Genomic DNA, 22,791 nt, shown 5'->3' on the forward strand with positions numbered 1-22,791 from the left:
AAATACTAAATATATTAATTCTATAGTTTATTTTTTATAATGAATTATACAAAATTCGAAGAAAATGGCAAAGAAAAAGAAAAAGTTTTATTAAATTTTTAAAGAGCATAAAATAATATAAATTTTTTAGAAATTTTGGGAATAAAAAAAGAGATGTAGAATTCTCTACATCTCTATTATTTACAACAATATTAATTTTTATTTTGATTATACTAATTTGATTGCTTTTTTAGGACATTTCTGCATACATAAATGACATCCTACACATTTGTCCTGATCTATTTCGTGAGCTACTTTAAGTTCACCAGATATAGCATCAAATTTACACTGTTTAGCACATATTGTACAACCAACACATAAATCTTTATCTATTGTTACTTTCTGTCTCTTAGCTAAATCTCCTGCTATTACTTTTGTAGGACATTTTTCAACACATACCATACATCCTACACATTTTTCAGGGTCTATTTTAGCTACGTTGTTTTCAACGTGAACTGCATCAAATTTACAGTTCTTTTCACATATACCGCAACCTATACATCCAGCAGAGCAGTTATCTTTAACTACTTTACCTTTCTGAGTATTGTTACAGTTTACTATTATTTCCTGAGAAGCTGGTTTTTCAACTATTAATCCTTTTGGACAAACTTCTCTACATTTACCACAGTTAACACATTTTTCTTCGTCAACTACAGCAACTCCATCAACTATATGTATAGCATCGAATCCACAAACAGAAACACAAGTTCCTAATCCTAGACAACCCTGTGCACATGCTTTAGCACCACCGTTAAGGACAGATGCTGCTCTACATTCCTGAACACCATCGTATTCAAATTTATCTTTTGCTTTTTCGCAAGTACCTTTACATATTACATGAGCTACTTTTCTTTCACCTGTTTCAGCTTCTACACCCATTATTTCTCCAACTTTGGCTGCAACTGCTGCTCCACCAACTGGACATGCATTTATAGCTGCTTCACCTTTTACTATCGCTGCTGCACATCCTCCACAACCTGGGTATCCACATCCACCACAGTTTGCTCCTGGAAGTACACCAAGTATTTCTTCTTCTCTTGGGTCAACTTCAACAGCGAATTTTTTTGATGCAAAGTCAAGAATTAATCCGAATATTAACCCTAATGCACCTAATAATATTACCGCTTTTAATATTTCCACTATTCTTCGCCTCCCCGTTTTTATAACTTAATAAGTCCTGTGAATCCTAAGAAAGCGATTGACATTAAACCTGCTGATATTAATGTTATAGGGAAACCTTTGAAAGCTTCCGGAATATCTGACAATTCTAATCTTTCTCTTATACCTGCGAATATTACTATTGCAAGAGTGAACCCTATACCTGCACCACAACCATTGATTATAGTTTCTATTAGGTTGTATCCTTTGTCTATATTAACTATTGCTATACCAAGAACGGCACAGTTAGTAGTTATAAGAGGTAGGAATACCCCAAGAGCCTGATATAGAGATGGACTCATTTTTTTGATTACCATTTCAACGAACTGAACTATAGATGCTATAACAAGTATGAATGCTATAGTCTGAAGATATTCAGTTCCAGTTTTTACTAATAACATCTGTATGAAATAAGTTATAACTGATGCAAGTGTTAAAACGAATGTAACTGCAACACCCATACCTACAGCAGTGTCAACTTTTTTTGAAACCCCAAGGAACGGACATATACCAAGGAACTGAGATGTTATAACGTTATTTACAAGAACTATACTTAAAAATAATAGTACTAAATTCATTCACCTACACCCCCATTATGCCTTTTTATTTTTTAATTTATTGAATCCTGCGAATAAGAATCCTAAAGTTAAGAATGCTCCTGGAGGAAGTATGAATATTAATATTGGAGTGAAGTGTGCTCCAAATAAGCTAAATCCAAATAAGCTTCCGTTTCCAAGTAATTCTCTAACTGCTCCTATTACTGTTAGAGCTAATGTGAATCCTATACCATTTCCAAGACCGTCTGCTGCAGATGCAACTGGACCATTCTGGCTTGCGAAACTTTCTGCACGAGCAAGTATTATACAGTTAACAACTATAAGTGGTATATATAAACCTAGTGCCTGATCTAGTACTGGTATATACGCTTTTAATAACATACCAACAATTGTAACGAATGTAGCTATAACAACTATGAAAGATGGTATTCTGACTTTATCAGGAATTACCTTTCTTAAAAGTGATATTGCTATATTTGAACATGTAAGAACTACCGCAGTAGATAATCCCATACCCATACCATTTATTGCTGAAGTAGTAACAGCTAGAGTAGGACACATACCTATTACCTGTACAAATGTTGGGTTTTCATCTATTAGTCCATTTTTAAAGACTTTACCGAAACTCATTTAAAACCCTCCTTATTTATTTAATGCGTTGAATACATCTATTGCAGCATTTACACCATTTGTAACTGCTGTTGATGATATTGTTGCACCTGATATTGCAAGTATCTGATTGTCTCCTGATGCACTACCTTTAGCTACTTCAAGAGGTTTATCTGTTTTCTTTCCGTCATACTGTCCATTGAATGCTTCATCTTTAGATTTAGCACCTAGACCAGCTGTTTCTGACATTGTACCTATATCAACACCTGTTATTGTTCCATCTGTTGATATACCTATTATAACTTCTATAGCTCCACCGTATCCGCTTGGAGTTGCTTTGAAAGTGTATCCAACATTTTCAGATCCGTTAAGACCTTCGTAAGCTTCTACAACAAGGCCATTACCTTTTCCTTCAAATTCAGAGGCATCTAACTGTTTGAAATCAGTAGCATCTGGAAGTACAGACTGTCTAAGTTCATTGTTAGCCTGAATATTTCTTTCTTCTATTACTGGAGCTGTTATCTGGTTAGTTCCTGCTAGTAGGAATGATGCTACAGCACTTATAACTAATAATGTTCCACCAACTTTTACTGCACTATTCATTATTTTGCCTCCTTCCCGAATACTCTATTTTTAACGAATTTATCTATTAAAGGAGCAAGACAGTTAACAAGTAATATTGAGTAAGATACACCTTCTGGATATCCACCATATAATCTTATAACTGAAGTGATTACACCTGCAAGAACTGCATATATAACCTGTCCTTTTTTAGTCATAGGAGATGTTGCGTAGTCTGTCAGCATGAAGAATCCTCCAAGCATTAAACCACCTGCCATTAACTGATATATAGCGAACTGTAAGTTAAATCCACCTAAAAGGAAAGTTAAAACAAATACTGTTACTATATATGCTACTGGCATTACATAACTTATAATTCCTTTGTATATAAGATATACTCCACCTAATATAACTAGTAATGCACAAGTTTCACCTATACATCCACCAGTATTTCCAAGGAACATATCTGTTAATGATATATTATTTGAAGCTAATTCTGCTAAACCTGATGGGCCAGCTTTTAAGAAGCTAAGTGGTGTTGCTGTAGATACAGCATCAAGATTAGCTGCAGATACAAAGTTTACACCAGTTTTAGTCCAAGCAGTCATAGCTACTGGGAATGATGCTAATAAGAATGCTCTAGCTGCTAAAGCAGGGTTGACAAAGTTGCATCCTAATCCACCAAATACCATTTTTACAACTACCATAGCAAATATTCCACCTAATAAACACATCCACCATGGAAGTGAAGCTGGAACGTTGAATGCTAATAATAAACCTGTTACAACAGCTGAAAAATCACCTATTGTACTTTTCTTTTTCATTATTTTACAGAATATATGTTCTGATCCTACTGTACCAAGTATACAGAAGAACATAGCACTTAAAGCATTAAGTCTGAAGTAGAATAGACCTGCAAGTGCTGCTGGAACAAGTGCTATAATAACTTGTTTCATTATATATGATGTATCTTCATTACTTCTTACATGAGGAGAAGATGATACTATCAATTTATTTTCCATTGTTTTTCCTCCTGACTTTTATTATTTTTTCTGTGCTGCCTGCTGTTTTCTTCTCTTAGCACCGATTTCTCTCTTAGCTGTTCTTATTGTCTGAACAAGAGGTCTTCTAGCTGGACATATGAATGAACATGAACCACATTCGATACAATCCATTGCGTTCTGTTCTTCAGCTTTATCGAAATCATTTTTCATTGAATATGCACTTATTAATAATGGCTGTAAGAATGATGGACATACATCTGTACATCTACCACATCTTATACAGTTCTGCATTTCTGGAGTTCTTGATTCTTCTTCAGTTAAAAGAAGTATACCTGAAGATCCCTTATTAGTTGATATTTCTGTATGCCACTGTGTGAATCCCATCATTGGTCCACCCATGATAACTTTACCAAGGTTAGTACCTTCTTTGTATCCACCGCACTGGTCTATTATTTCATTTACTCTAGTACCTATTTTTGTTATTAAGTTTTTAGGTTCTGCTATACATGGACCTGTTACAGTAGTTATTCTTTCTACTAAAGGCATACCAGTTGTTATAGCATCTGCTATAGCAGCCGCTGTACCAACGTTGTCAACAACAGCTCCTGCAGCTATTGGAAGTCCACCTGATGGAACTTCTCTACCAGTACATGCGTATATTAACTGTTTTTCAGCACCCTGTGGGTATTTAACTTTTAATGTAACAACTTCTATTTCTGGGAAGTCTTTTGCTACATTCTGAACAGCTTCTATAGCATCTGGTTTGTTTTCTTCAATTCCTATAAATCCTTTTTTAACATCTAGAACTTTCATTAAAGCTCTACATCCTAAAACAACTTTTTCTGGTTGTTCTAGCATTAATCTGTGGTCAGCTGTTAAGTAAGGTTCACATTCTGCACCGTTAAGTATTACGAACTCTGCAGTTGATCCTGGAGGAGGACATACTTTAACGTGTGTAGGGAATGTTGCACCACCCATACCAACTATACCAGCTTCTTTTATTATTTCTACTATTTCTTCTTTTGAAAGATCTTCTAACTTACCATGAGGTTTAACGCTTTCATGAAGTTCCTCTTTAAAGTCATTTTCTATAACTATACACATACCTTTACCATTTGGTATTTCATGTGTTTCTATAGCTATAACTTTACCTGATACAGAAGAATGTATGTTGGCAGAAACAAATCCACCAGCTTCAGCTATTTTCTGTCCTAGCTTAACTTCATCTCCTACTTCAACTATAGGTTTAGCCGGAGCACCTATATGCTGCTGAATAGGAATGTAAACCACTTTTGGAGCTTCAGCTCTTTCAATTGGCTTTTTGTTAGAGTACTCTTTTCCATGTGGAGGATGTATCCCTCCCTTAAAAGTTAAGAGTTTCATTATTTTACCCCCTATCTATAATAAACAATTTTTCTATCATATATTAGTATACTATATATAATAAAAATACTTAAGTATTGTTAAAAAAATATCTCCATTTTTACACATAAACTTTACAATTCTAACACACAAGATAGTTTTTTCGTTCATTTGATATATACATCTTGTATTAAAGTGCAATATTTATATATATTTTTTTATCTTTAATTGTTTTTTGTCTATTTTTCAACAATTGTATCTTGTATACATATATTGTTAATAAAACACCTTTAAAATTGCCAAACAACCAAAAGTAATAAAAATATATTTTGTAAATTAAGATATTTAGCTTAAACAACACATTTTTCGACTTCTATATTATAATTTAAATTCAAAATTTTTTCAATGATTTTCGTATTTTATCGTCATTTTTTATAGACTCATGAATTTTATCTTTCATTTTCATAATTAATTTGCAAACGTATTCACATTTTTCTCCATCTTCAATACAAAAAAAGGAAGACATCGTCTCCCTTTTAAATTTAAATATTAATTTTACTAAAATCTTCTTGCTCCTAAAAGAACATCTCCGTAATATCCATTTAATGAGCTAACTTTTACTGAACCTGGTTTTGATTGTGTTCCACTACAATGGATAAACTTATCTCCTCCAATATATATACCAACATGGCTTACACCGCTTCCACCAGTGTTGAAGTATAATAAATCTCCTTTTTTGTAGTTACCTTTTTCAACAGGTGTACCAGCCTGTGCTTGATCTCTAGATACTCTTGGAATGCTTATTCCAGCTGCATTTTTATAAACCCACTGAGTATATCCTGAACAGTCAAAGCTTGAAGGGCCATTTCCACCCCATTTATAAGGAACACCTAATAAAGTATATGCATAATCTACTATTTTATCTCCTGTAGCTGAGTTTTCTCCATTTCCAAAAGAACCATTATTGCTATTTGAAGAACTTGAGTTTCCAGAGTTTGAATTGTTGGCACTTGAACCTCCATTTACAGGTTCATTTGTAGGCGTTACATAATCTCCACTTATCCAACCTTCTAATCCATTGGCTGTTTTTATTTTGTACCAACCACTAGATTTTTCTTTAACCTCAACAACACTTCCTCCAGCTAAAGAACCTACTATCGCATTGCTAGTTCCTGGACCTTTTCTAATATTCAATCCTTTTGATATAGTTACTTTTACTCTGCCTGAAGCAGATGTAGAAGAATTATTCTGTGATGATGAGTTGTTTTGTGATGAACCATTAGATGGGGATTCATTTGTAGAACTTACATACTGACCACTTATCCAACCAGTACTTCCATTTGGTAAAACAACCTTTAACCATCCGCCAGATTTTTCTTGAACTTTAACTACACTTCCTCCAGCTAAAGAACTCATAATTCCATGATTTGTTCCTGGTCCTTTTCTTACATTAAGACCACTAGATGTATTTACTTTTACACTTCCACTAGCTTCTGTAGAATTTTCTTGAGAAGATGGTTTATTTTGAGTGCTTGTATTTCCTGAGCTTGTAGGTGAACCTACTATATATTGGCTACTAACCCAACCTGTTCTTCCATCATTTAATTTAATTTTAGTCCAACCATTGCTATTTTTCTTTATAACCTGAACCTTCGCATTATTTTTTAATGTTCCTATAACAGAACTAGATGTAGAATCAGAACTTCTAACGTTTAGGCTTGTATTTACTGAAACATAAGCTATATATCCTGACTGATTATCTGAAGAACTTGAACCTGATGTATTTCCACCAGAAGTGCTTAAATAATCCCCACTAACCCATGCTTCTTTTCCTGAAGAAATCTTTACTTTTACCCATCCTTTTGATTTTTCAAGAACTGTTACTTTTGTTCCTTTTCTAAGAACTCCTCTTTTGCTGTAGCTTATTCCTGGTCCACTTCTCATATTAAGTGCATCAGCCACAACTGTTGCAGTTTCTAATGCACTCGTATCCGCAGAAGTTGTTGCTATTGCCACTGCACTTATTCCTAAGGCTGCTATTGTCTTTTTCATTAAACTACCTCCCATCTCAATATATTTATAAAATAAATCTCTTTTATTAATTTTACGGTAAAATATTTATATACTTAACTATAGAATATATCATTTTGACAGAATATGCAAAACATTAATAATTTTTTACTTAATTATTTTATTTCTCTTCTACTTAACTATTTTTAATTTTTTGAAGGTGTACACATCTCTATTCCTCTATATTGATCATAGTCATTTAGATAATTTTCTGTTTTTAATCTCTTATTTACAATCATATAGTTATCTTTAACACCTATACTTATAAATAATGCTTTATCTATACAATATTTTTCAATATCTGCATAAATTTTCTTTATCTGCTCTTCATTAGAAGCATTTTTTATTTCAGATAATTTTTTATTAAGTCCAGAATCATTAGGTACAATATATCTCATTATTTCTGTTATATCAGGAATACTAGATATTTGCCATCCTGTAACGGCTAAATCATAAGATCTATTCCGTAAAGATTTTTGCATTCCTAAAGAGTCTAGTAAAACAACTTCAGATTTAATTCCTGCTAATTTTAAGTTTTCTACTATCATATTTGCAGTCTTAACTCTTTCACTATTTTCTCTATTAACTATTATTTTTAATGTAATAGAATTAATCATAGATTTTATTTCTTTTTCTGTATAATAAGTATTCTCTAATTTTTTCTTTGAATTATTCTTATTATTTTTATCTTTTATATTATTACTCTGTGTTGTTCCTTTTTTATTATTTTTAGAATTATCTTCTTTATTTGTTGTATTTGCATCTGTTTTAGCATTATTAGTCGTAGTATTGTTAGCTGTTCTAAAAACATTAGTTGCCACAACAGAATCATTAGTTTCAGAAGCTATTTTTTCAAATTCTTCTTTATCATTTTCTGTTGCATATATTATATTACGTGTATTTGAAGAAGATTCTATATTTCTAGTTTCTCCTCCTTCAGAGCCTCCAGAGTTTGCATCTCCTCCTGAACTACCACCTGAAGTTCCACCACTATTCCCTCCTGAAGAGTTTTCTGAAGACTCTCCACCTGAAGGTTTACTAGGAGTAGAAGGTTTACTTGAACCAGAGTTGTTTTGAGGTTTGCTAGGCTTTTGAGATGTTCCACCTTGAGAGCTAGAACCACCTGTGTTATTACCTCCAGAACTAGAATTTACCTTATTATTTGGTTTATTTGTAGCATTTACCTCTGTTTCTTTTATTTTATCTTTTTTACTTATTTTTATCTTCTTCATATATTTCTCTGCATTTTCTGTACTATGCTCCATATTCTTTATTGAAGGTTCATAGTATTTAGACTTTGAGTTAACAGGTATATTTACAGAATGTACATTACCCATATATCCATTTTCTATTATTGCCTCTCTATCTATTGCAGAAACTATAGCTCTTCTAAAGTTTTCATTTGCTAAAAGAGGATTTGATTGATTTATTAAAATTGCATCATAATCTCTTCCTTCATATTTCTTTATATCAAACCGGTTATTTTGGAACCGGCTAAGATTATTTGAATCCGCCTTAACCATATCACTTTCTAAGGCCTCAACAGTAGATACTACAGCTCCTCCATCTGGAACTATATTCACATTTATGTTCATAGCACTCTTAGGCACATCAGCGTAGTAATCTTTATTTACCTCTAGTATTATCCCATCTCTTTCTGAATAACTTTTAATTTTATAGATACCATTTCCAATTTTATTAGAATTTGTATCATTTATATTTTTACCTGAAAGTTGATTTTTACTAATTATTGGGAATGTAAGATTTTCTTTTGCAAAAGCATTTTTGTTTTTAAATTTTATAGTAAGGTCTTTTTCTCCTGTTACAACTACATTAGATATATTTTGAACCATGTAGTTATACGGACTTTTTTTATTAGATCTTATAGACGATACTGTAAATGCGACATCATCGGCTGTAATCGGATTACCATCATGCCATTTTGCATCTTTTAAAACTATATCTATCCGTTTCCCATCTGAGGATATTTTGCTATTTTTTACCAATTTTGGTATAGCATTGTAATTTTTATTTAGTTCAAAAAGTCCATCATAAACAAGATTTAATACATTTAAAACACTCTCATCTGTATTAGTAAGAGGGTTTATTGTACTAGGTTTCTGTATAGCTAGTTGTATTTTATCTGAATATGTTTTTTTATTGCTTGTATTAGACTCTTCTTTTTTGTCATTTTTAACAGCCGAACAACCCCCTACTGCAAGGGCTACAGCTAATATAATACTAATAATCTTAGTTTTCTTCATCTAATTTGCTTCCTTCCCGCAGTATATTTTTTTATACATAGAATAATTCTTATTAACCTTATCTACGTATTTTAAAGTTTCTTCAAAGGGAATATCATGAAGATTTACTCCGTCCTTGCTATATTCTTCATCTTCTAGCCACTTTCTTACATTTCCAGAACCTCCATTGTAAGCTGCTATAACTAAATCCCTTTTACCAAACTCTTTATAAAGTCTAGATAAATACCAACATCCAGTCTTTATATTTGTTTCTGGCTCAAATATTTTTTTACTATCTATTCCTATTTCTTTCTCCGCCCATTCAGCAGTTGTATCGCTTATTTGCATAAGCCCCTTAGCACCTTTATGTGATTGAGCATCCGGAATAAATTTACTCTCTGCCTTTATAACGCTATATACTAAATTTTCATCTATATTGTACTCTTTTGAATACTTTTGAACGTATTCACTATATCTTCTTGGATAAAACATTGTTTCAATAGATTTAAAATTGAAGCCTATAAAAATTATTGAGAATAAAACCAAAGCTAAAATAATTTTTAATTTACTTTTCTTCAATTTTTGCCTCTAGGCTCTTAATTAATTTTTCAGCCTCTTTCTCTAAATGTTCTATTGTTCCTGAATTGTCTACAACAAATTCAGCATATTTTACTTTTTCATCCTGAGGCATTTGTGATTTTATTCTACCCATAGCATCCTCTTCACTACAATTATCCCTAAGAACAACTCGCTGTAATTGAACCTCTTCAGAACATGTTACAACTACTAAAGTATCTAGCATATTCATAAATCCAGCTTCTATAAGAAGTGCTGCATCTACTACAGCTATTTTTTTGCCAAATTTTTCATATTTATTTAAGTCATCTTTAATCATATTTTGTATGACTGGATGCGTTAAACTGTTCAATTTTTCTAATTTATAATCATCATTAAAAACTATTTTCCCAAGATTTTTCCTATTTAGAGTACCGTCTTTATTAATTACCGAAGATCCAAAGCTCTTTTCTATATCTCTTAGTAATTCTTTATTTTCGTATATTTCTCTTCCTTTTATATCTGCATCAATTATAGGTATGTCATATTTTTTTAATATATTTGAAAGGCTGCTTTTGCCACAGCCTATACTTCCTGTAAGTCCTACCTTTAACATATAATCACCTACTTTGTTTCATACCAAGAAACACCTGTGTTTAAATCAATAGTAAGAGCAACTTTCATATCTACTGCATTTTCCATTTCTTCTCTAACTATTTTTTCTACTTTTTCAAGTTCATCTATAGGTGTTTCAACTATAAGCTCATCGTGTACCTGAAGTATTAATTTTGATTTAAGCTCTTCTTTTTCTAATCTTCTAAACACATTGACCATAGCTATTTTTATAATATCTGCTGCACTTCCCTGTATAGGGGCGTTCATTGCAGCTCTTTTCCCTCTATTTCTCTCCATAAAGTTCTTTGATTTTATCTCCGGAATATATCTTCTTCTATTGAACATTGTCTGAGAATATCCGTCTTTTTCTGCAGTTTCAATTATATTATCCATAAATTCCTTTATTTTTTCGTATTTTGCAAAGTAACTTTCTATATACTGTTTTGCCTGTGGTACAGGTATATTTAAATCCTCAGATAGACCAAAATCTGTTTTTCCATATATTATACCGAAGTTTACAGCTTTTGCAGCACTTCTAAGCTCTGAAGTAACTTCTTCAACTGGTACATTAAATACCTGAGATGCAGTTTTTCTATGTATATCCTCTCCATGTTCAAACGCTTCTATCATATTCTGGTCACCACTCATATGAGCTAATACTCTAAGCTCTACCTGAGAATAATCGGCATCTACAAGTCTTTTTTCATCATCAGATACAAATACCGCTCTAAGTCTTCTACCAATTTCCATTCTGACAGGTATATTCTGTAAATTTGGCTCTGTAGAAGAAATTCTTCCTGTTGTAGTTATTGTCTGATTGAATGTGGAATGTATTCTACCATCTATTGGATTTATAAGGGCAGTTAATCCTTCAACATACGTAGAATTTAATTTAACTATCTGTCTATATTCACCTATTTTATCTATAATAGGATGTTTGTCTTTTAATTTTTCAAGAACCTCTGCATTAGTTGAGTATCCTGTTTTAGTTTTCTTTATTACAGGTAGTTCTAATTTTTCAAATAAAATTACACCGAGCTGTTTTGGAGAATTTATATTGAATTCCTCACCTGCATATCCGTATATTTCTTCTTCAAGAGAAGATATTATCTTTGTAAATTCTTTTCCTAATTCAGCAAGCATTTCCTTATCAACTTTAATACCTGTGTATTCCATATTTCCAAGTACTTCAACTAAAGGCATTTCAACATCATCAAATAGTTTTTCTATTTTTGTATTTTCTATTTCTTCCTTCATTTTAGGCATTGCATTAACTACTGTATTTAAAACCGAAGAAATATATCCTGAAAGCTCTTCTTTTGTTAAATCCTCGAATTTTTTAGCTTTTACACCTTTTCCAAGTAACTCTTCTTTAGATTTAACTGATTTCATAAGATATTTCATAGCTATCGCTCCACATTCACTTGTATTAGTAGATGTAGAGTCTATTAAGTACTCTGCTATAGCTATATCAAATGACATCCCCTTTAAAACCACTCCATAAGGCATAAGAGCTACATAATCCTCTTTCATATTATATCCATACTTCTTTATCTCATTAGACTCTAAAACCTCTCTAAATGCGTCTAATCTATCTTCATGAACGTAGAATACTTTTTCTCCGTCTAAAGTTATATACATGCATATTATATTTTTTTCTAATAAATTTCCTTCTCTTGTAACTGTCTTTAATGCAAAGGCACCATTTTCTTTTATAAGAGATATTATATTTGAAGGATCTGTATCATAATCTATTTCTAAATTGTCGTTATTTTCCTCTAATTCCTGTGTTCCACTCATATCCATAACCTTTTTTATAAGGCTTGTAAATTTAAAGAACTGGAATTTTTCTATAACATCATCTACTTTATAGTCTCCAAATATCATTTTGTCTAAATCAAATTCTATTGGAACATCTCTTACAATAGTAGCAAGCCATTTACTATGTATTGCCTCATCTTTATTTTCTTCTATTTTTTTCTTAATACTTCCTTTTAGCTCGTCTGTATGTTCAACTAAATTTTCTATACTTCCAAACTGTTTTATTAATTTTATACCTGTTTTTTCACCTACTCCCGGTACACCAGGTATATTATCAGATTTATCTCCCATAAGTCCTTTTAAATCTATAAACTGTGTAGGAGTCATTTCATATTTTTCTATTACTGAATCATAGTTATACTCCTCAACATCAGCTACACCTTTTTTAGTTATAAGTGTAGTAGTCTTATTAGATGCTAACTGTATAGCATCCTTATCTCCAGTAACTATAAATACCTCAAATCCATCTTCTTCTGCAGCCTTAGATATAGTACCAATTATATCGTCTGCTTCGTATCCATCTATTTCAAATCTCTCTATTTTAAATGCATCTAATAATTCCTTTAATGGTTGCATCTGTTCAAACAACTCTTGAGGCATTTTTTTTCTTCCAGCCTTATAATCGCTGTATTCTTTATGTCTAAATGTTGGAGCTTTTCTATCAAATGCAACACTTATGTGTGTTGGTTTGTATATATCTATCATTTTAAATAGCATTGTAGTAAAACCATATATTGCATTTGTATGAAGTCCTTCTTTATTATCCATTGTCTGTGGTAGAGCATAAAAAGCTCTATTTATTATTGAGTTTCCATCTATTATGATGAGTCTTTTATTCAAATTTATCACTCCGTTTTCCATTTTTTATTTCATTTTTTCTATTCAATATTTTTAATATATTACTTATATTATATTATCATAACAGAGTGAATTTTTTTAGTATTATGTACTAATAAAAAATAATTCTTTTTTAAATTATATATTTTTTTAATTTTGTATCTCTATATAATGCTTGATTCAAGTAAATTTAATTGTTATAATATGTATTATAGTTTTTAACTTGCCGCTGTGGCGGAATGGCAGACGCACATGACTCAAAATCATGCGGGAAACCGTACGGGTTCAAGTCCCGTCAGCGGTACCATAAAATTATATATCTTTTAAACACACTAAAATACTGACTTACTCTGGTCAGTATTTTTTTATTTTCTAATTCTATTATTAATTAAATTTAAATAAAAAAATAAGCCTAGATTAATACTCTAAGCTTTGTCTAATTTTTTCAAATTCAATCTGCACAAATTTTCACTTCACGACCAAAAAAAGCACTTTCGTGTCAAAAAAAGGCACTTTCGAATCCTTTTTTTGCATTTCGTGCACATTCTATTGAATATTTTATAAATTTTTATTACTATATATACATAAATTAGGTCTTTAATATATTTAGCCTATTTTTTAAATCTTTTTATTAATAATATTTTTTTATTCATAATTTAATATTATTAATCTTTATTTTTAATTTTTAATTTAACTTTTATATTTTCAAAAAATAAAAAAATCCCTTAACGGGATTTTTTTATTCGGCGGCAGAAAATTTGAGGATGTGAGGGAGAACTGCCGCCGAATCAAATAGGGTAATTATATTATGTTCTTAAGAAAAAGCTAATCTTTCTATGCTTTAATAATACACATTTAATATGAATTTATTATCAATGTAATGTAAAACTAATGTGAATTTTTAATTCTTTTTATAAATTTATAAAAAAATCTTCTTACATAAAAAGATTACCCACTCATTAATAAAAAATAAGCTAGTGTAAATCTTATTGCACTAGCTTATCTTTTGATAACTCTCTATTTTTTCATTATTCTCTGTATTAAGCCTTTTATACCTGTAGCTTCTTCTTTAACTACTTTTTCTTTTGTTCCATTATCACTTTCATCATCAGTGTTTACCTTCATTATGAATTTAACATCACCATTCATATCTTCACCTATTCCAGCATAGTTGTCGTAGTCATTTGCTAGGTCTAATAATACATCTTTTGTATCTACTAATCTTTCTATATCATCTATCTTACCTGTCTTTGAAGATACTTCTGAAGTTACTTCATCATTTGCCTTTTTAACACCATCATAAAGCTGTTTTGAACCACCCTGTAATTTTTTAGTTCCTGCTAGTATCTGTTTAGAGCTTGTTGCTAATTTATCTGAACCTTTTCTAAGCTCTTCTCCACCTGATACTAATTTAGTAGTTCCGTCCTGTAACTGAGTAGTTCCATTGTAAAGCTGCTGACTTCCTTCATAAAGTTTATCTGTTGATCCATCTAATTTTCCTGAATTTTCTTCAAGAGTTTTTCCTGCTTCTACTAACTGTGCAAATTTTGAGCTATACTGACTTGATCCTGCGCTAAGCTGTGATAATCCTGCAGATAACTGTTTTGCTGCACCAGCTGCTTCTGACAATCCACTCTTAGCTGATGATAATGAACTTTCTGCACCACCTATGGCAGATTCCTGTTGAGAAGATATACTCTGAGATGCCTGACTAAGTTCTTTTATTTTCTTTGCAGCTGCTTTTGATTCTTCACTTGAATTTTTATCATCTATTATAGTATTTGCAGCTGATTCTATTCCAGATGCTAATTCTTTATTTTTAGATATAGATCCACTTAATTCTGATAGACCTCCACCTGCTGAACTTGCATTTGATAGAGCACTTGATAGCTGTTCTGCACCTGCTGCTGCATTTTTTATTCCGTTGTCTATATCAGAATATGCATTATAAAGATTTCCTGTATTTTCTACATACATTGAAACACCTGTTGTAAACTTATCCTGACCTGCACTAAGCCGTTCTATACCATTCATAAGTTTCTGTGCACCCTGATTAAGCATTGGAACATTTCTACCTATTAAACCTACACCATTTGTAAGAGTCTGTATTCCTCCACTTAAAGTCTGTGTTCCTGCATCAAATTTTTCATAATTTGTAGCTAATTCTGTAGTACCATTGTAAAGCTGTTCAGTTCCGTTTAATAATTCTTTTCCTGCATCTTTTAATTTATCTATCATAGAAGTTATATCACCTAAATCACTATCAGAGTCTATATCTTCTAGACTAGACATATCAGATGTAGCTGCTATCATTACTTCTGGAACTTTAAAATCAGTTGTTTCAGCTTCTATAGTTATAGTTGAGCTTATTTTATCAAATAGACTACTATAATCTCCACCCATATCTAAAGATGCTTCAAGACCTGGAGATGATATAGCTGTTATTGAAGATGTTTTTCCATCATCTAAAGTTTTTCCTGAACTAGTTTTTATATTCTTAAAGTTTTCTCTAGGCATTAATATTTCTGTAGCTGTTATAAATGGTACATAAACTGTTCTATTTTCTCCAGCTATTTTTACATTTCTAGATTCATTATTTTTTAATCTTATAGTTATCTTAACCTTACCTGACTGACCTTTTATTTCATCTGCAGTTACACTTCTTCCGTTTAATTCATATTCTATATCTGTAGTTATTGGAAGCTGTTTATCTGTCTGCCCCTGATAGTATAGGTCGTCTTTAGTTGTATCCCAAGTTACTTTTTCTCCATCTATTGTTGGTTTTTCATCACCTTTAACATTTTTTATGTTTTTTAAAATACTTTTATCATTTATTTTATCTAGTGAGCCATCTCCACTTAACCATTCTGATACTATATTCTTTTCTACTGTCCCATCTTTTTTAAGTATTGTATATACTGTTTCGTCTTTTTTTATATAACTGCTTTCAGCAAGCACAGGAGATGCTGATGCTGCTAAAATAGCTAATGTACAAACTGATGCAATTGATTTATTTTTAGTTTCCTTTTTCATCTTAAATTCCTCCTCAAATAATATGACGTTTCACTTCTAATTTTTAGGAATGAAATCTTTTGATGTTTTTTCTATTAATTTTTCGCTTATTAATAATAATCCTGGTAGCATAAATAGTATTACAAACATACTTATTATTGCCCCTCTAGCCATTAATGAGCAAAGTGAACTTATCATTTCTAGTTTAGATATTATACCAACACCTATTGTTGAACTGAAGAATGAGAATCCACTTGTTACTATTGAGCGTCCACATTTCTGTATTGCTATTTTCATAGCTTCATATTTATCGTATCCATTTGAAAGTTCTTCTTTAAACCTAGAAGTAAGAAGTATAGCGTAGTCAACTGTAGCTCCTAGCTGTATTGTTCCAAGTACTATAGATGCTATAAATGGAAGAACTGTTCCTGTATAATACGGAATACCTAAGTTTGCAAATATTGCACCTTCAATTGCTGCAACTAGTAAAACTGGTATTGATGCAGACTTAAATACAAATGCGATTATCGCAAATATTGCTATTATAGAAACTGCACTTACCTTTTTGAAATCTGTATCGGCAATTCTTATTAAATCCTCTGTTAGAGGTGCTTCACCACCGGTAAGTCCATCTGGATCATATTTTTTAACTATATTATTTAATTCTCTAATCTGAGCACCACATTCTTTTGTAGCTGCTCTATATTTTGAGTTAATCATTATCTGTTCATATCCACCTGCTTTTACTTCTGAAAGCATACTGTCTGGAATAATATCTTGAACGAATCCTGAACCAACTACTTTTTCAAGTGCTACAACAGAGTTAACTCCATCGACCTTTTCTATTTCACTTACCATTTGGTCAACCTTATATGAATCTAAACTATCTTTTACAAATATCATATCTGTACTATTCATATCGAAGTCTTTTTTCATTTTATTTGTAGCAACTATTGATGGTAAATCATCAGGTAGTGTTTCATCCAAGTTGTAGTATACCTTTGCATTATTATTTCCGTATATTGCTGGTATCATTAAAACTAAGAATAAAACTGTAAGTTTTTTATAATTTCTAATTACAAAATCTGAAGTCTTTTCAAAGCTTGTAAGAATTGTTTTGTGTCTATGGTTGTGTATTACTTTATCAAATGTAAGTATTAAAGCTGGAAGTACTGTAACTGTAGTTAAAACTCCAAGCACAACCCCTTTTGCCATTACTATACCGATATCCTTACCTAATGCTAAGTCCATTGCACATAAAGCAATGAATCCTGCAACAGTTGTAAGTGAACTACCTGATATAGATGTAAATGTATTTGTTATTGCATTTGCCATGGCCTCTTCTCTGTTATCAGTATTCAAAAGTTCCTCGTCGTATCTGTGAAGTAAGAATATTGAGTAGTCCATTGTAACTCCAAGCTGCAATATTGCACACAACGCTTTTGTTATATAAGATATTTCTCCAAAAATTATATTAGTTCCGAAGTTGTAAATTATCGCTATTGCAATATTTGTAAGGAATACAAATGGAATAGCTGTATACTCCATAGTCAAAAGTAAAACTATCATAGTAAGTATTCCAGCAGCTATAACATAAAGTGGCATTTCCTTATCTGATAAATCCTTTGTATCTTTTATAATTCCTGACATTCCACTAAGGAAGGCCTGTTTACCTGCAATACCTCTAATAGTATCAACTGCTTTCATTGTAAGTTCATCAGCAGTACCTTCTTTTAATTTGACTATCATCATAGTCGCATCCCCAGAATAAAGCATATCCCTCATATCCTTAGGTATCATTTCATTTGGAAATGCTAAGTCTATAAAACTATCTTTCCAAATAACTTCTTGCACACCGTCTACCTTTTCGACTTTTTCTTTAATCTTAGCTACATCTTTATCTGGCATATTTTCGATTTCCAACATAGCCAAAGATCCACAGTTAAAATCTTCTTTCATTATCTTTTCTGCTTTCATAGTAGATACATCTTCTGGTAAATAACTAAGTATATCGTAGTTTATATCTGTTTTGATATATCCCATAACTGATGGTATCAAAAGTAAAAATGCTATCAAAAGAATGATTTTACTATGTTTTGCTATCTTATCAGCAATCTTTTTCATTTTTCTCCTTCTCCTTCCCATTTGGGCATACCTAATTTTTATAAATATATTATAGGGCGTGCCTAATAAAAAGTCAACATTTTTATAACTTCGTAAAAATGAAGTTTTTATGAAGTTATAAAAAAAATACTACTGAGCTTCATGTCTAAACACGAAATTCGGTAGTATTTATATTAATCACGTATAATTTACTATATTAATTTTTCTAGTTATATTAAATCACTTGATTCAACTACATTATTTATAACTTCCTCAAGATTCATATCATCCTTAAATTCTCTTGCCTCTTGTATTATCTTGTCTATATCTATATCTTCATCAACATTTAAAAGTGCAAATCTTGTTTTAACAACATTAACTATAATATCATCTAAATCTACATTAAGTATTCCTTCGTAGTACTGATTTAGCAATTCACACTCTCCAGCACATCCCATTGCAATACTCATATATAAATCTTTATCATTAAAAGTATAGTTGCTTTCCATTAATTTTTCTTTAAATAAATTTAGAAGAATATTTATATACTCTTTTCTGATAGACCTTACGTTTGAGGCTTCGATATATAATCTAAACACCTTTTCAGATGTAGCTACAGCATGAGTGTATATATACTGACTGATTATATAGTTTGCAACTATATCATTCTCTTTTATTTTTTTCTCTGCTATAGTTCCGTAGATTTTTTCTAGTAATTCCTTATATAGATACAGTAATATATCCTCTTTTTTCTTAAAGTAATAGTACAAATGGCCTCTTCCAAGTCCAGATGACTCCGCAATCTGTCTTATTGTCGTTTTTCCGTATCCATATTTAATAAAAAGTCCTGATGCGGTTTTTATTATGTGATCTTTTAGCTGATTAACTTCTGAATCTTTCATTTTACTTCCCTCCAATTTATTTGCTGTGAAGAGTAGCGTATATTCCTCCAGCTTCTATAAGTTCATCATGTGTTCCTCTTTCAGAAATTTTTCCATTAGTTATTACTATTATCTCGTCTGCATTTTTTATTGTAGAAAGTCTGTGAGCTACCACTATATTCGTTCTATCTTTACTTAATTCTTCAAGAGATGCCTGTATCTCTCTTTCTGTCACATTATCAAGTGCTGAAGTAGCTTCATCTAGTATTATTATTGGAGGATTCTTTAAGAATATTCTAGATATAGATATTCTCTGTTTCTGTCCACCAGATAACTTAACCCCTCTTTCACCTATATATGTGTCATATTTTTCAGGTAAAGTCATTACAAAATCGTGTATTCTAGCCTTTTTAGCTGCTTCTATCATTTCTTCTTCTGTAGCATCAGGATTTCCGCAAATTATATTGTCTCTAATTGTTCCTGTAAATAAGAACACATCCTGCTGAACAACACCTATATTTTTTCTAAGTGATCTTAGACTTACATCCTTTATACTATTTCCGTCTATTTTTATATCCCCAGAATCTAATTCATAGAATCTAGGTATTAAGCTACAAAGAGTAGTTTTTCCACCTCCTGATGGACCTACTAACGCAATTGTTTTTCCTGCTTCTATAGACAGACTTAAATTACTTATTACTTCATTTTCATCTTCATAAGTAAATGATGCATTTTCTATTTCTATATTTCCTTTTACATTTTTAAGTTCTTTAGGATTTTTAGCTTCTTCCTGGATTTCTTCATCCATTATTTCTTTAAAACGTTTAAATCCTGTCATACCATTCTGGTACTGTTCTGTAAAGTTTACAAGTTTTTTCATAGGCTCTATGAACATTTTTACGTATAAAATATACGCTGCAAAATCTCCAATAGTTATTCTTCCTACATAAGTGTAGTATCCACCTAGTATCATAGCTATCCATTCTAATAAATCCATGAAGAAGTTCATTCCAGAGAAATACTCAGCCATAGCCTTGTAAGATTCCTCTCTAGCATCCTTGAATATATTGTTTATCTTGTCAAATTTTTCAAGTTCTTCATCTTCTGTACAGAATGATTTTGTAACTTTCATACCAGCTATACTATTTTCTAGGGTAGCATTTACTTCCCCTACTTTTACTCTAGCTTTCATAAACGCATTACCCATTTTGTCTTTTTTGCGTGCAACAAACCAAACTGCAAATGGAAGTACTGCGAATATTATAAGTGTTAATGGAATATCTATTCCCATTAAAATTATAAATGAACCTATGATTGTTACTAATGATATAAATAAATCTTCTGGACCGTGGTGTGCAAGTTCTGTTATGTCCATAAGGTCGTTTACAATTCTAGACATTGTAACACCAGATTTATTTTCATCGAAATATTTATTAGGTAATTTTTGGAGATGTCTAAAAACAACACTTCTCATATCTGCCTGCATTCTAACACCTACAACATGCCCCCAATACTGCATAAAGTAGTTGAATCCTGCCTTAGCTATAAATATAACTATAAGAATAGCTGCAAATATAAATAATAGATCAATTTTTTTATTAGGTATGATGTCATCCATTATGTTTCTAGTCATAATTGGATATAAAAGATTGCACATTGATGCTGAAAAAGCACAAATCATGTCTAGTATAAATAGCTTTTTATACGGTTTGTAATATTGAACAAATTCTTTTAACATATAATTCCCCCCTTACTTCTCATATTTTCCAATTTTACACTAAATTGAATTTATTTTCTATACTATTTCTAAAATATACATCAATTCATTCATATTTTATAATTTTTTGCTCAAAATTTATCTGTAAATCTTATACATCTTATCTAAATCTTGTGTTATAATAATTCTATGCTATAGATAAATTTTTATTTTTTATTTTTTTATCTATACACAAGCATATTTGCTATATATATAAATTTTATTAAGATTATTTTTTATTTTCATGGTAATTGTTTTGGAATTATAATTGATTCTATTTATTATTATTTAAAAACCAATATTTTAAGGGGGATTATTTCATTATGGATCTTAAACAACTTGAGGTATTTGTTGCTGTTGTAAAGCACCAGAGTTTCTCTAAAGCATCACGAGAGCTATTCCTTACACAGCCAACAGTAAGTGCCCACATTCAAAATTTAGAAAATGAACTAGAGACGGTTTTAGTAAACAGAAGTAATAAGACTATAACTCTTACTGAATCTGGTAAAATTCTTTATGAACACGCTATTTACATATTAAATAACTGTAAAAAAGCTATTTACGATATTAAAGAATACTCAGGTAAAATAGAAGGGCTTATCGATATAGCCTGCAGTTCTATCCCAGAAACATACCTTTTACCTGGATTTATGAAGAGTTTTTCTAATACTTATCCTGATGTAAAATTCAGTATAAGCCATTATGATTCGCGGTTTGCTATATCTGAAATACTAGATGAGAGAATCAGTTTCGGATTTGTCGGTTCTAAAATTAGCAACCCACAGATAAAATACGTAAACCTTATCGACGATAATTTAGTTTTAATAACACCACCAGACCTAGAAATAGAAAACGTAAACGGGGAAATAGATGTATCAGCATTATATGATTTTAACTTTATAATGAGAAAAGAAGGTTCTGGTACTAGAGATTTAATATTCAAAACACTTAAAAAGGCCGGATTCTCTACAGCTAAATTAAATATATTAGCTCATGTAGAATCAAATGAGTCTATAAAAGAAATGGTTAGACAGGGATTAGGTGTATCATTCATATCACAAATTTCTGCAGAAGAATACATAAACTCAGGAAAACTAAAAAGCTACAAAATAAAAGGAATAGACTTCTCTCGTAAATTCTATTTCATATACTCTAAAAAGAAAACATTCACTCCACTAGAAAACAAATTCCTAAATGAATTATGTGAATACTTTGGATTAGATCATAAATAAAAGAAAAAAAGATGGCTGTTGCAGATTTTGCAGCAGCCTTTTTAATTTAACACAATAGTTCTTAAGTTTTTAGTTTTCTTTTATTTCACACATACTACAGTTTTTACCTGGTTTTCTTCCTGTTCTTTCTTCAAATTCTTTTGGAGATACTACTTCTATACAGTCTAATCTCTGTTTGAATCCTTTTTTAAATTCCTGTAGATATATTTTTCTTAATTTTTCTCTTTCTTTTGTTTCTGCTGGAGTTAATCCTTCAGCTTTATTTTTCTTTGCTAATTCATTTATTCTGTTTATTAATTTCTGATCTATCATTTTATCTTCTCCTTTTCAATTCAAATTTATATATTCTAAAACTACATCTTCTATTAAATCATTT

At 31.0% G+C, this 22,791-nt stretch carries 17 protein-coding genes and 1 tRNA gene; 2 read left to right on the plus strand and 16 right to left on the minus strand.

Going from position 1 to position 22,791, the window contains the following annotated elements; all coding sequences use genetic code 11:
• Window positions 1–207: 207 nt before the first annotated feature.
• The 11 genes from ACK2WO_RS11405 to polA all read right to left on the minus strand — a co-directional run bounded on the left by ACK2WO_RS11405 (window position 208) and on the right by polA (window position 13,434).
• Window positions 208–1,179 carry an RnfABCDGE type electron transport complex subunit B gene (locus ACK2WO_RS11405; RefSeq protein ID WP_414697928.1) on the minus strand — a complete coding sequence of 324 codons (972 nt, stop codon included), beginning with the start codon at window positions 1,177–1,179 and terminating at the stop codon, window positions 208–210.
• Between the two features lie 20 nt (window positions 1,180–1,199).
• Complete coding sequence (gene rsxA, locus ACK2WO_RS11410) at window positions 1,200–1,775, minus strand: electron transport complex subunit RsxA (protein WP_006440817.1); 576 nt, start codon at window positions 1,773–1,775, stop codon at window positions 1,200–1,202.
• A 15-nt stretch (window positions 1,776–1,790) separates the two neighbouring features.
• Window positions 1,791–2,384 (minus strand): electron transport complex subunit RsxE, encoded by a 594-nt coding sequence (gene rsxE / locus ACK2WO_RS11415; protein ID WP_006440816.1) that lies wholly within the window; start codon window positions 2,382–2,384, stop codon window positions 1,791–1,793.
• Window positions 2,385–2,396: 12 nt separating this feature from the next.
• A complete protein-coding gene (locus ACK2WO_RS11420) occupies window positions 2,397–2,966 on the minus strand; it encodes an RnfABCDGE type electron transport complex subunit G (protein WP_178412586.1) in 570 nt (189 codons plus the stop codon).
• Complete coding sequence (locus ACK2WO_RS11425; protein ID WP_178412585.1) at window positions 2,966–3,946, minus strand: RnfABCDGE type electron transport complex subunit D; 981 nt, start codon at window positions 3,944–3,946, stop codon at window positions 2,966–2,968. Before ACK2WO_RS11425 ends, ACK2WO_RS11420 begins: the two co-directional genes overlap by 1 nt.
• Window positions 3,947–3,967: 21 nt before the next feature.
• Window positions 3,968–5,311 carry an electron transport complex subunit RsxC gene (gene rsxC, locus ACK2WO_RS11430; protein ID WP_414697929.1) on the minus strand — a complete coding sequence of 448 codons (1,344 nt, stop codon included), beginning with the start codon at window positions 5,309–5,311 and terminating at the stop codon, window positions 3,968–3,970.
• Window positions 5,312–5,848: 537 nt separating this feature from the next.
• On the minus strand, window positions 5,849–7,342 hold the full coding sequence (locus ACK2WO_RS11435) for an SH3 domain-containing protein (protein WP_414697930.1): 1,494 nt from the start codon (window positions 7,340–7,342) through the stop codon (window positions 5,849–5,851).
• Between the two features lie 164 nt (window positions 7,343–7,506).
• Window positions 7,507–9,624 (minus strand): ABC transporter substrate-binding protein, encoded by a 2,118-nt coding sequence (locus tag ACK2WO_RS11440; RefSeq protein ID WP_414697931.1) that lies wholly within the window; start codon window positions 9,622–9,624, stop codon window positions 7,507–7,509.
• Window positions 9,625–10,182 carry a lytic transglycosylase domain-containing protein gene (locus tag ACK2WO_RS11445; protein ID WP_414697932.1) on the minus strand — a complete coding sequence of 186 codons (558 nt, stop codon included), beginning with the start codon at window positions 10,180–10,182 and terminating at the stop codon, window positions 9,625–9,627.
• A complete protein-coding gene (gene coaE / locus ACK2WO_RS11450; RefSeq protein ID WP_414697933.1) occupies window positions 10,169–10,774 on the minus strand; it encodes a dephospho-CoA kinase in 606 nt (201 codons plus the stop codon). The genes ACK2WO_RS11445 and coaE overlap by 14 nt, the downstream gene beginning before the upstream one ends.
• 8 nt (window positions 10,775–10,782) lie before the next feature.
• A complete protein-coding gene (polA, locus tag ACK2WO_RS11455; protein WP_414697934.1) occupies window positions 10,783–13,434 on the minus strand; it encodes a DNA polymerase I in 2,652 nt (883 codons plus the stop codon).
• Window positions 13,435–13,656: 222 nt separating this feature from the next.
• Here polA and ACK2WO_RS11460 point away from each other — a divergent pair.
• A tRNA-Leu gene (locus ACK2WO_RS11460) sits at window positions 13,657–13,738 on the plus strand.
• A gap of 710 nt (window positions 13,739–14,448) precedes the next feature.
• Here the strand turns inward: ACK2WO_RS11460 and ACK2WO_RS11465 are convergent.
• The 4 genes from ACK2WO_RS11465 to ACK2WO_RS11480 all read right to left on the minus strand — a co-directional run bounded on the left by ACK2WO_RS11465 (window position 14,449) and on the right by ACK2WO_RS11480 (window position 21,165).
• The gene (locus ACK2WO_RS11465) at window positions 14,449–16,464 is read right to left on the minus strand and encodes a hypothetical protein (protein WP_414697935.1); all 2,016 of its coding nucleotides are present in this window, start codon (window positions 16,462–16,464) and stop codon (window positions 14,449–14,451) included.
• A gap of 36 nt (window positions 16,465–16,500) precedes the next feature.
• Window positions 16,501–18,567, minus strand: a complete 2,067-nt coding sequence (locus ACK2WO_RS11470) for an efflux RND transporter permease subunit (RefSeq protein WP_414697936.1) — start codon at window positions 18,565–18,567, stop codon at window positions 16,501–16,503.
• A 209-nt stretch (window positions 18,568–18,776) separates the two neighbouring features.
• A complete protein-coding gene (locus tag ACK2WO_RS11475; protein ID WP_414697937.1) occupies window positions 18,777–19,448 on the minus strand; it encodes a TetR/AcrR family transcriptional regulator in 672 nt (223 codons plus the stop codon).
• Between the two features lie 16 nt (window positions 19,449–19,464).
• Window positions 19,465–21,165: an ABC transporter transmembrane domain-containing protein gene (locus ACK2WO_RS11480; protein WP_178411940.1), complete on the minus strand. Its 1,701-nt coding sequence runs from the start codon at window positions 21,163–21,165 to the stop codon at window positions 19,465–19,467.
• A gap of 341 nt (window positions 21,166–21,506) precedes the next feature.
• Between ACK2WO_RS11480 and ACK2WO_RS11485 the strand changes: the two genes are divergently transcribed.
• Entirely contained in the window at window positions 21,507–22,415 is a 909-nt protein-coding gene (locus tag ACK2WO_RS11485; protein ID WP_414697938.1) for a selenium metabolism-associated LysR family transcriptional regulator, read from the plus strand.
• 69 nt (window positions 22,416–22,484) lie between these two features.
• On the opposite strand, the gene ACK2WO_RS11490 is transcribed toward ACK2WO_RS11485, so the two are convergent.
• Complete coding sequence (locus tag ACK2WO_RS11490) at window positions 22,485–22,727, minus strand: DUF896 domain-containing protein (protein ID WP_178412639.1); 243 nt, start codon at window positions 22,725–22,727, stop codon at window positions 22,485–22,487.
• Window positions 22,728–22,791: the final 64 nt, after the last annotated feature.

Source organism: Peptacetobacter sp. AB845 (genome assembly GCF_047528295.1).
In the GTDB taxonomy this organism is placed as follows: domain Bacteria; phylum Bacillota; class Clostridia; order Peptostreptococcales; family Peptostreptococcaceae; genus Peptacetobacter.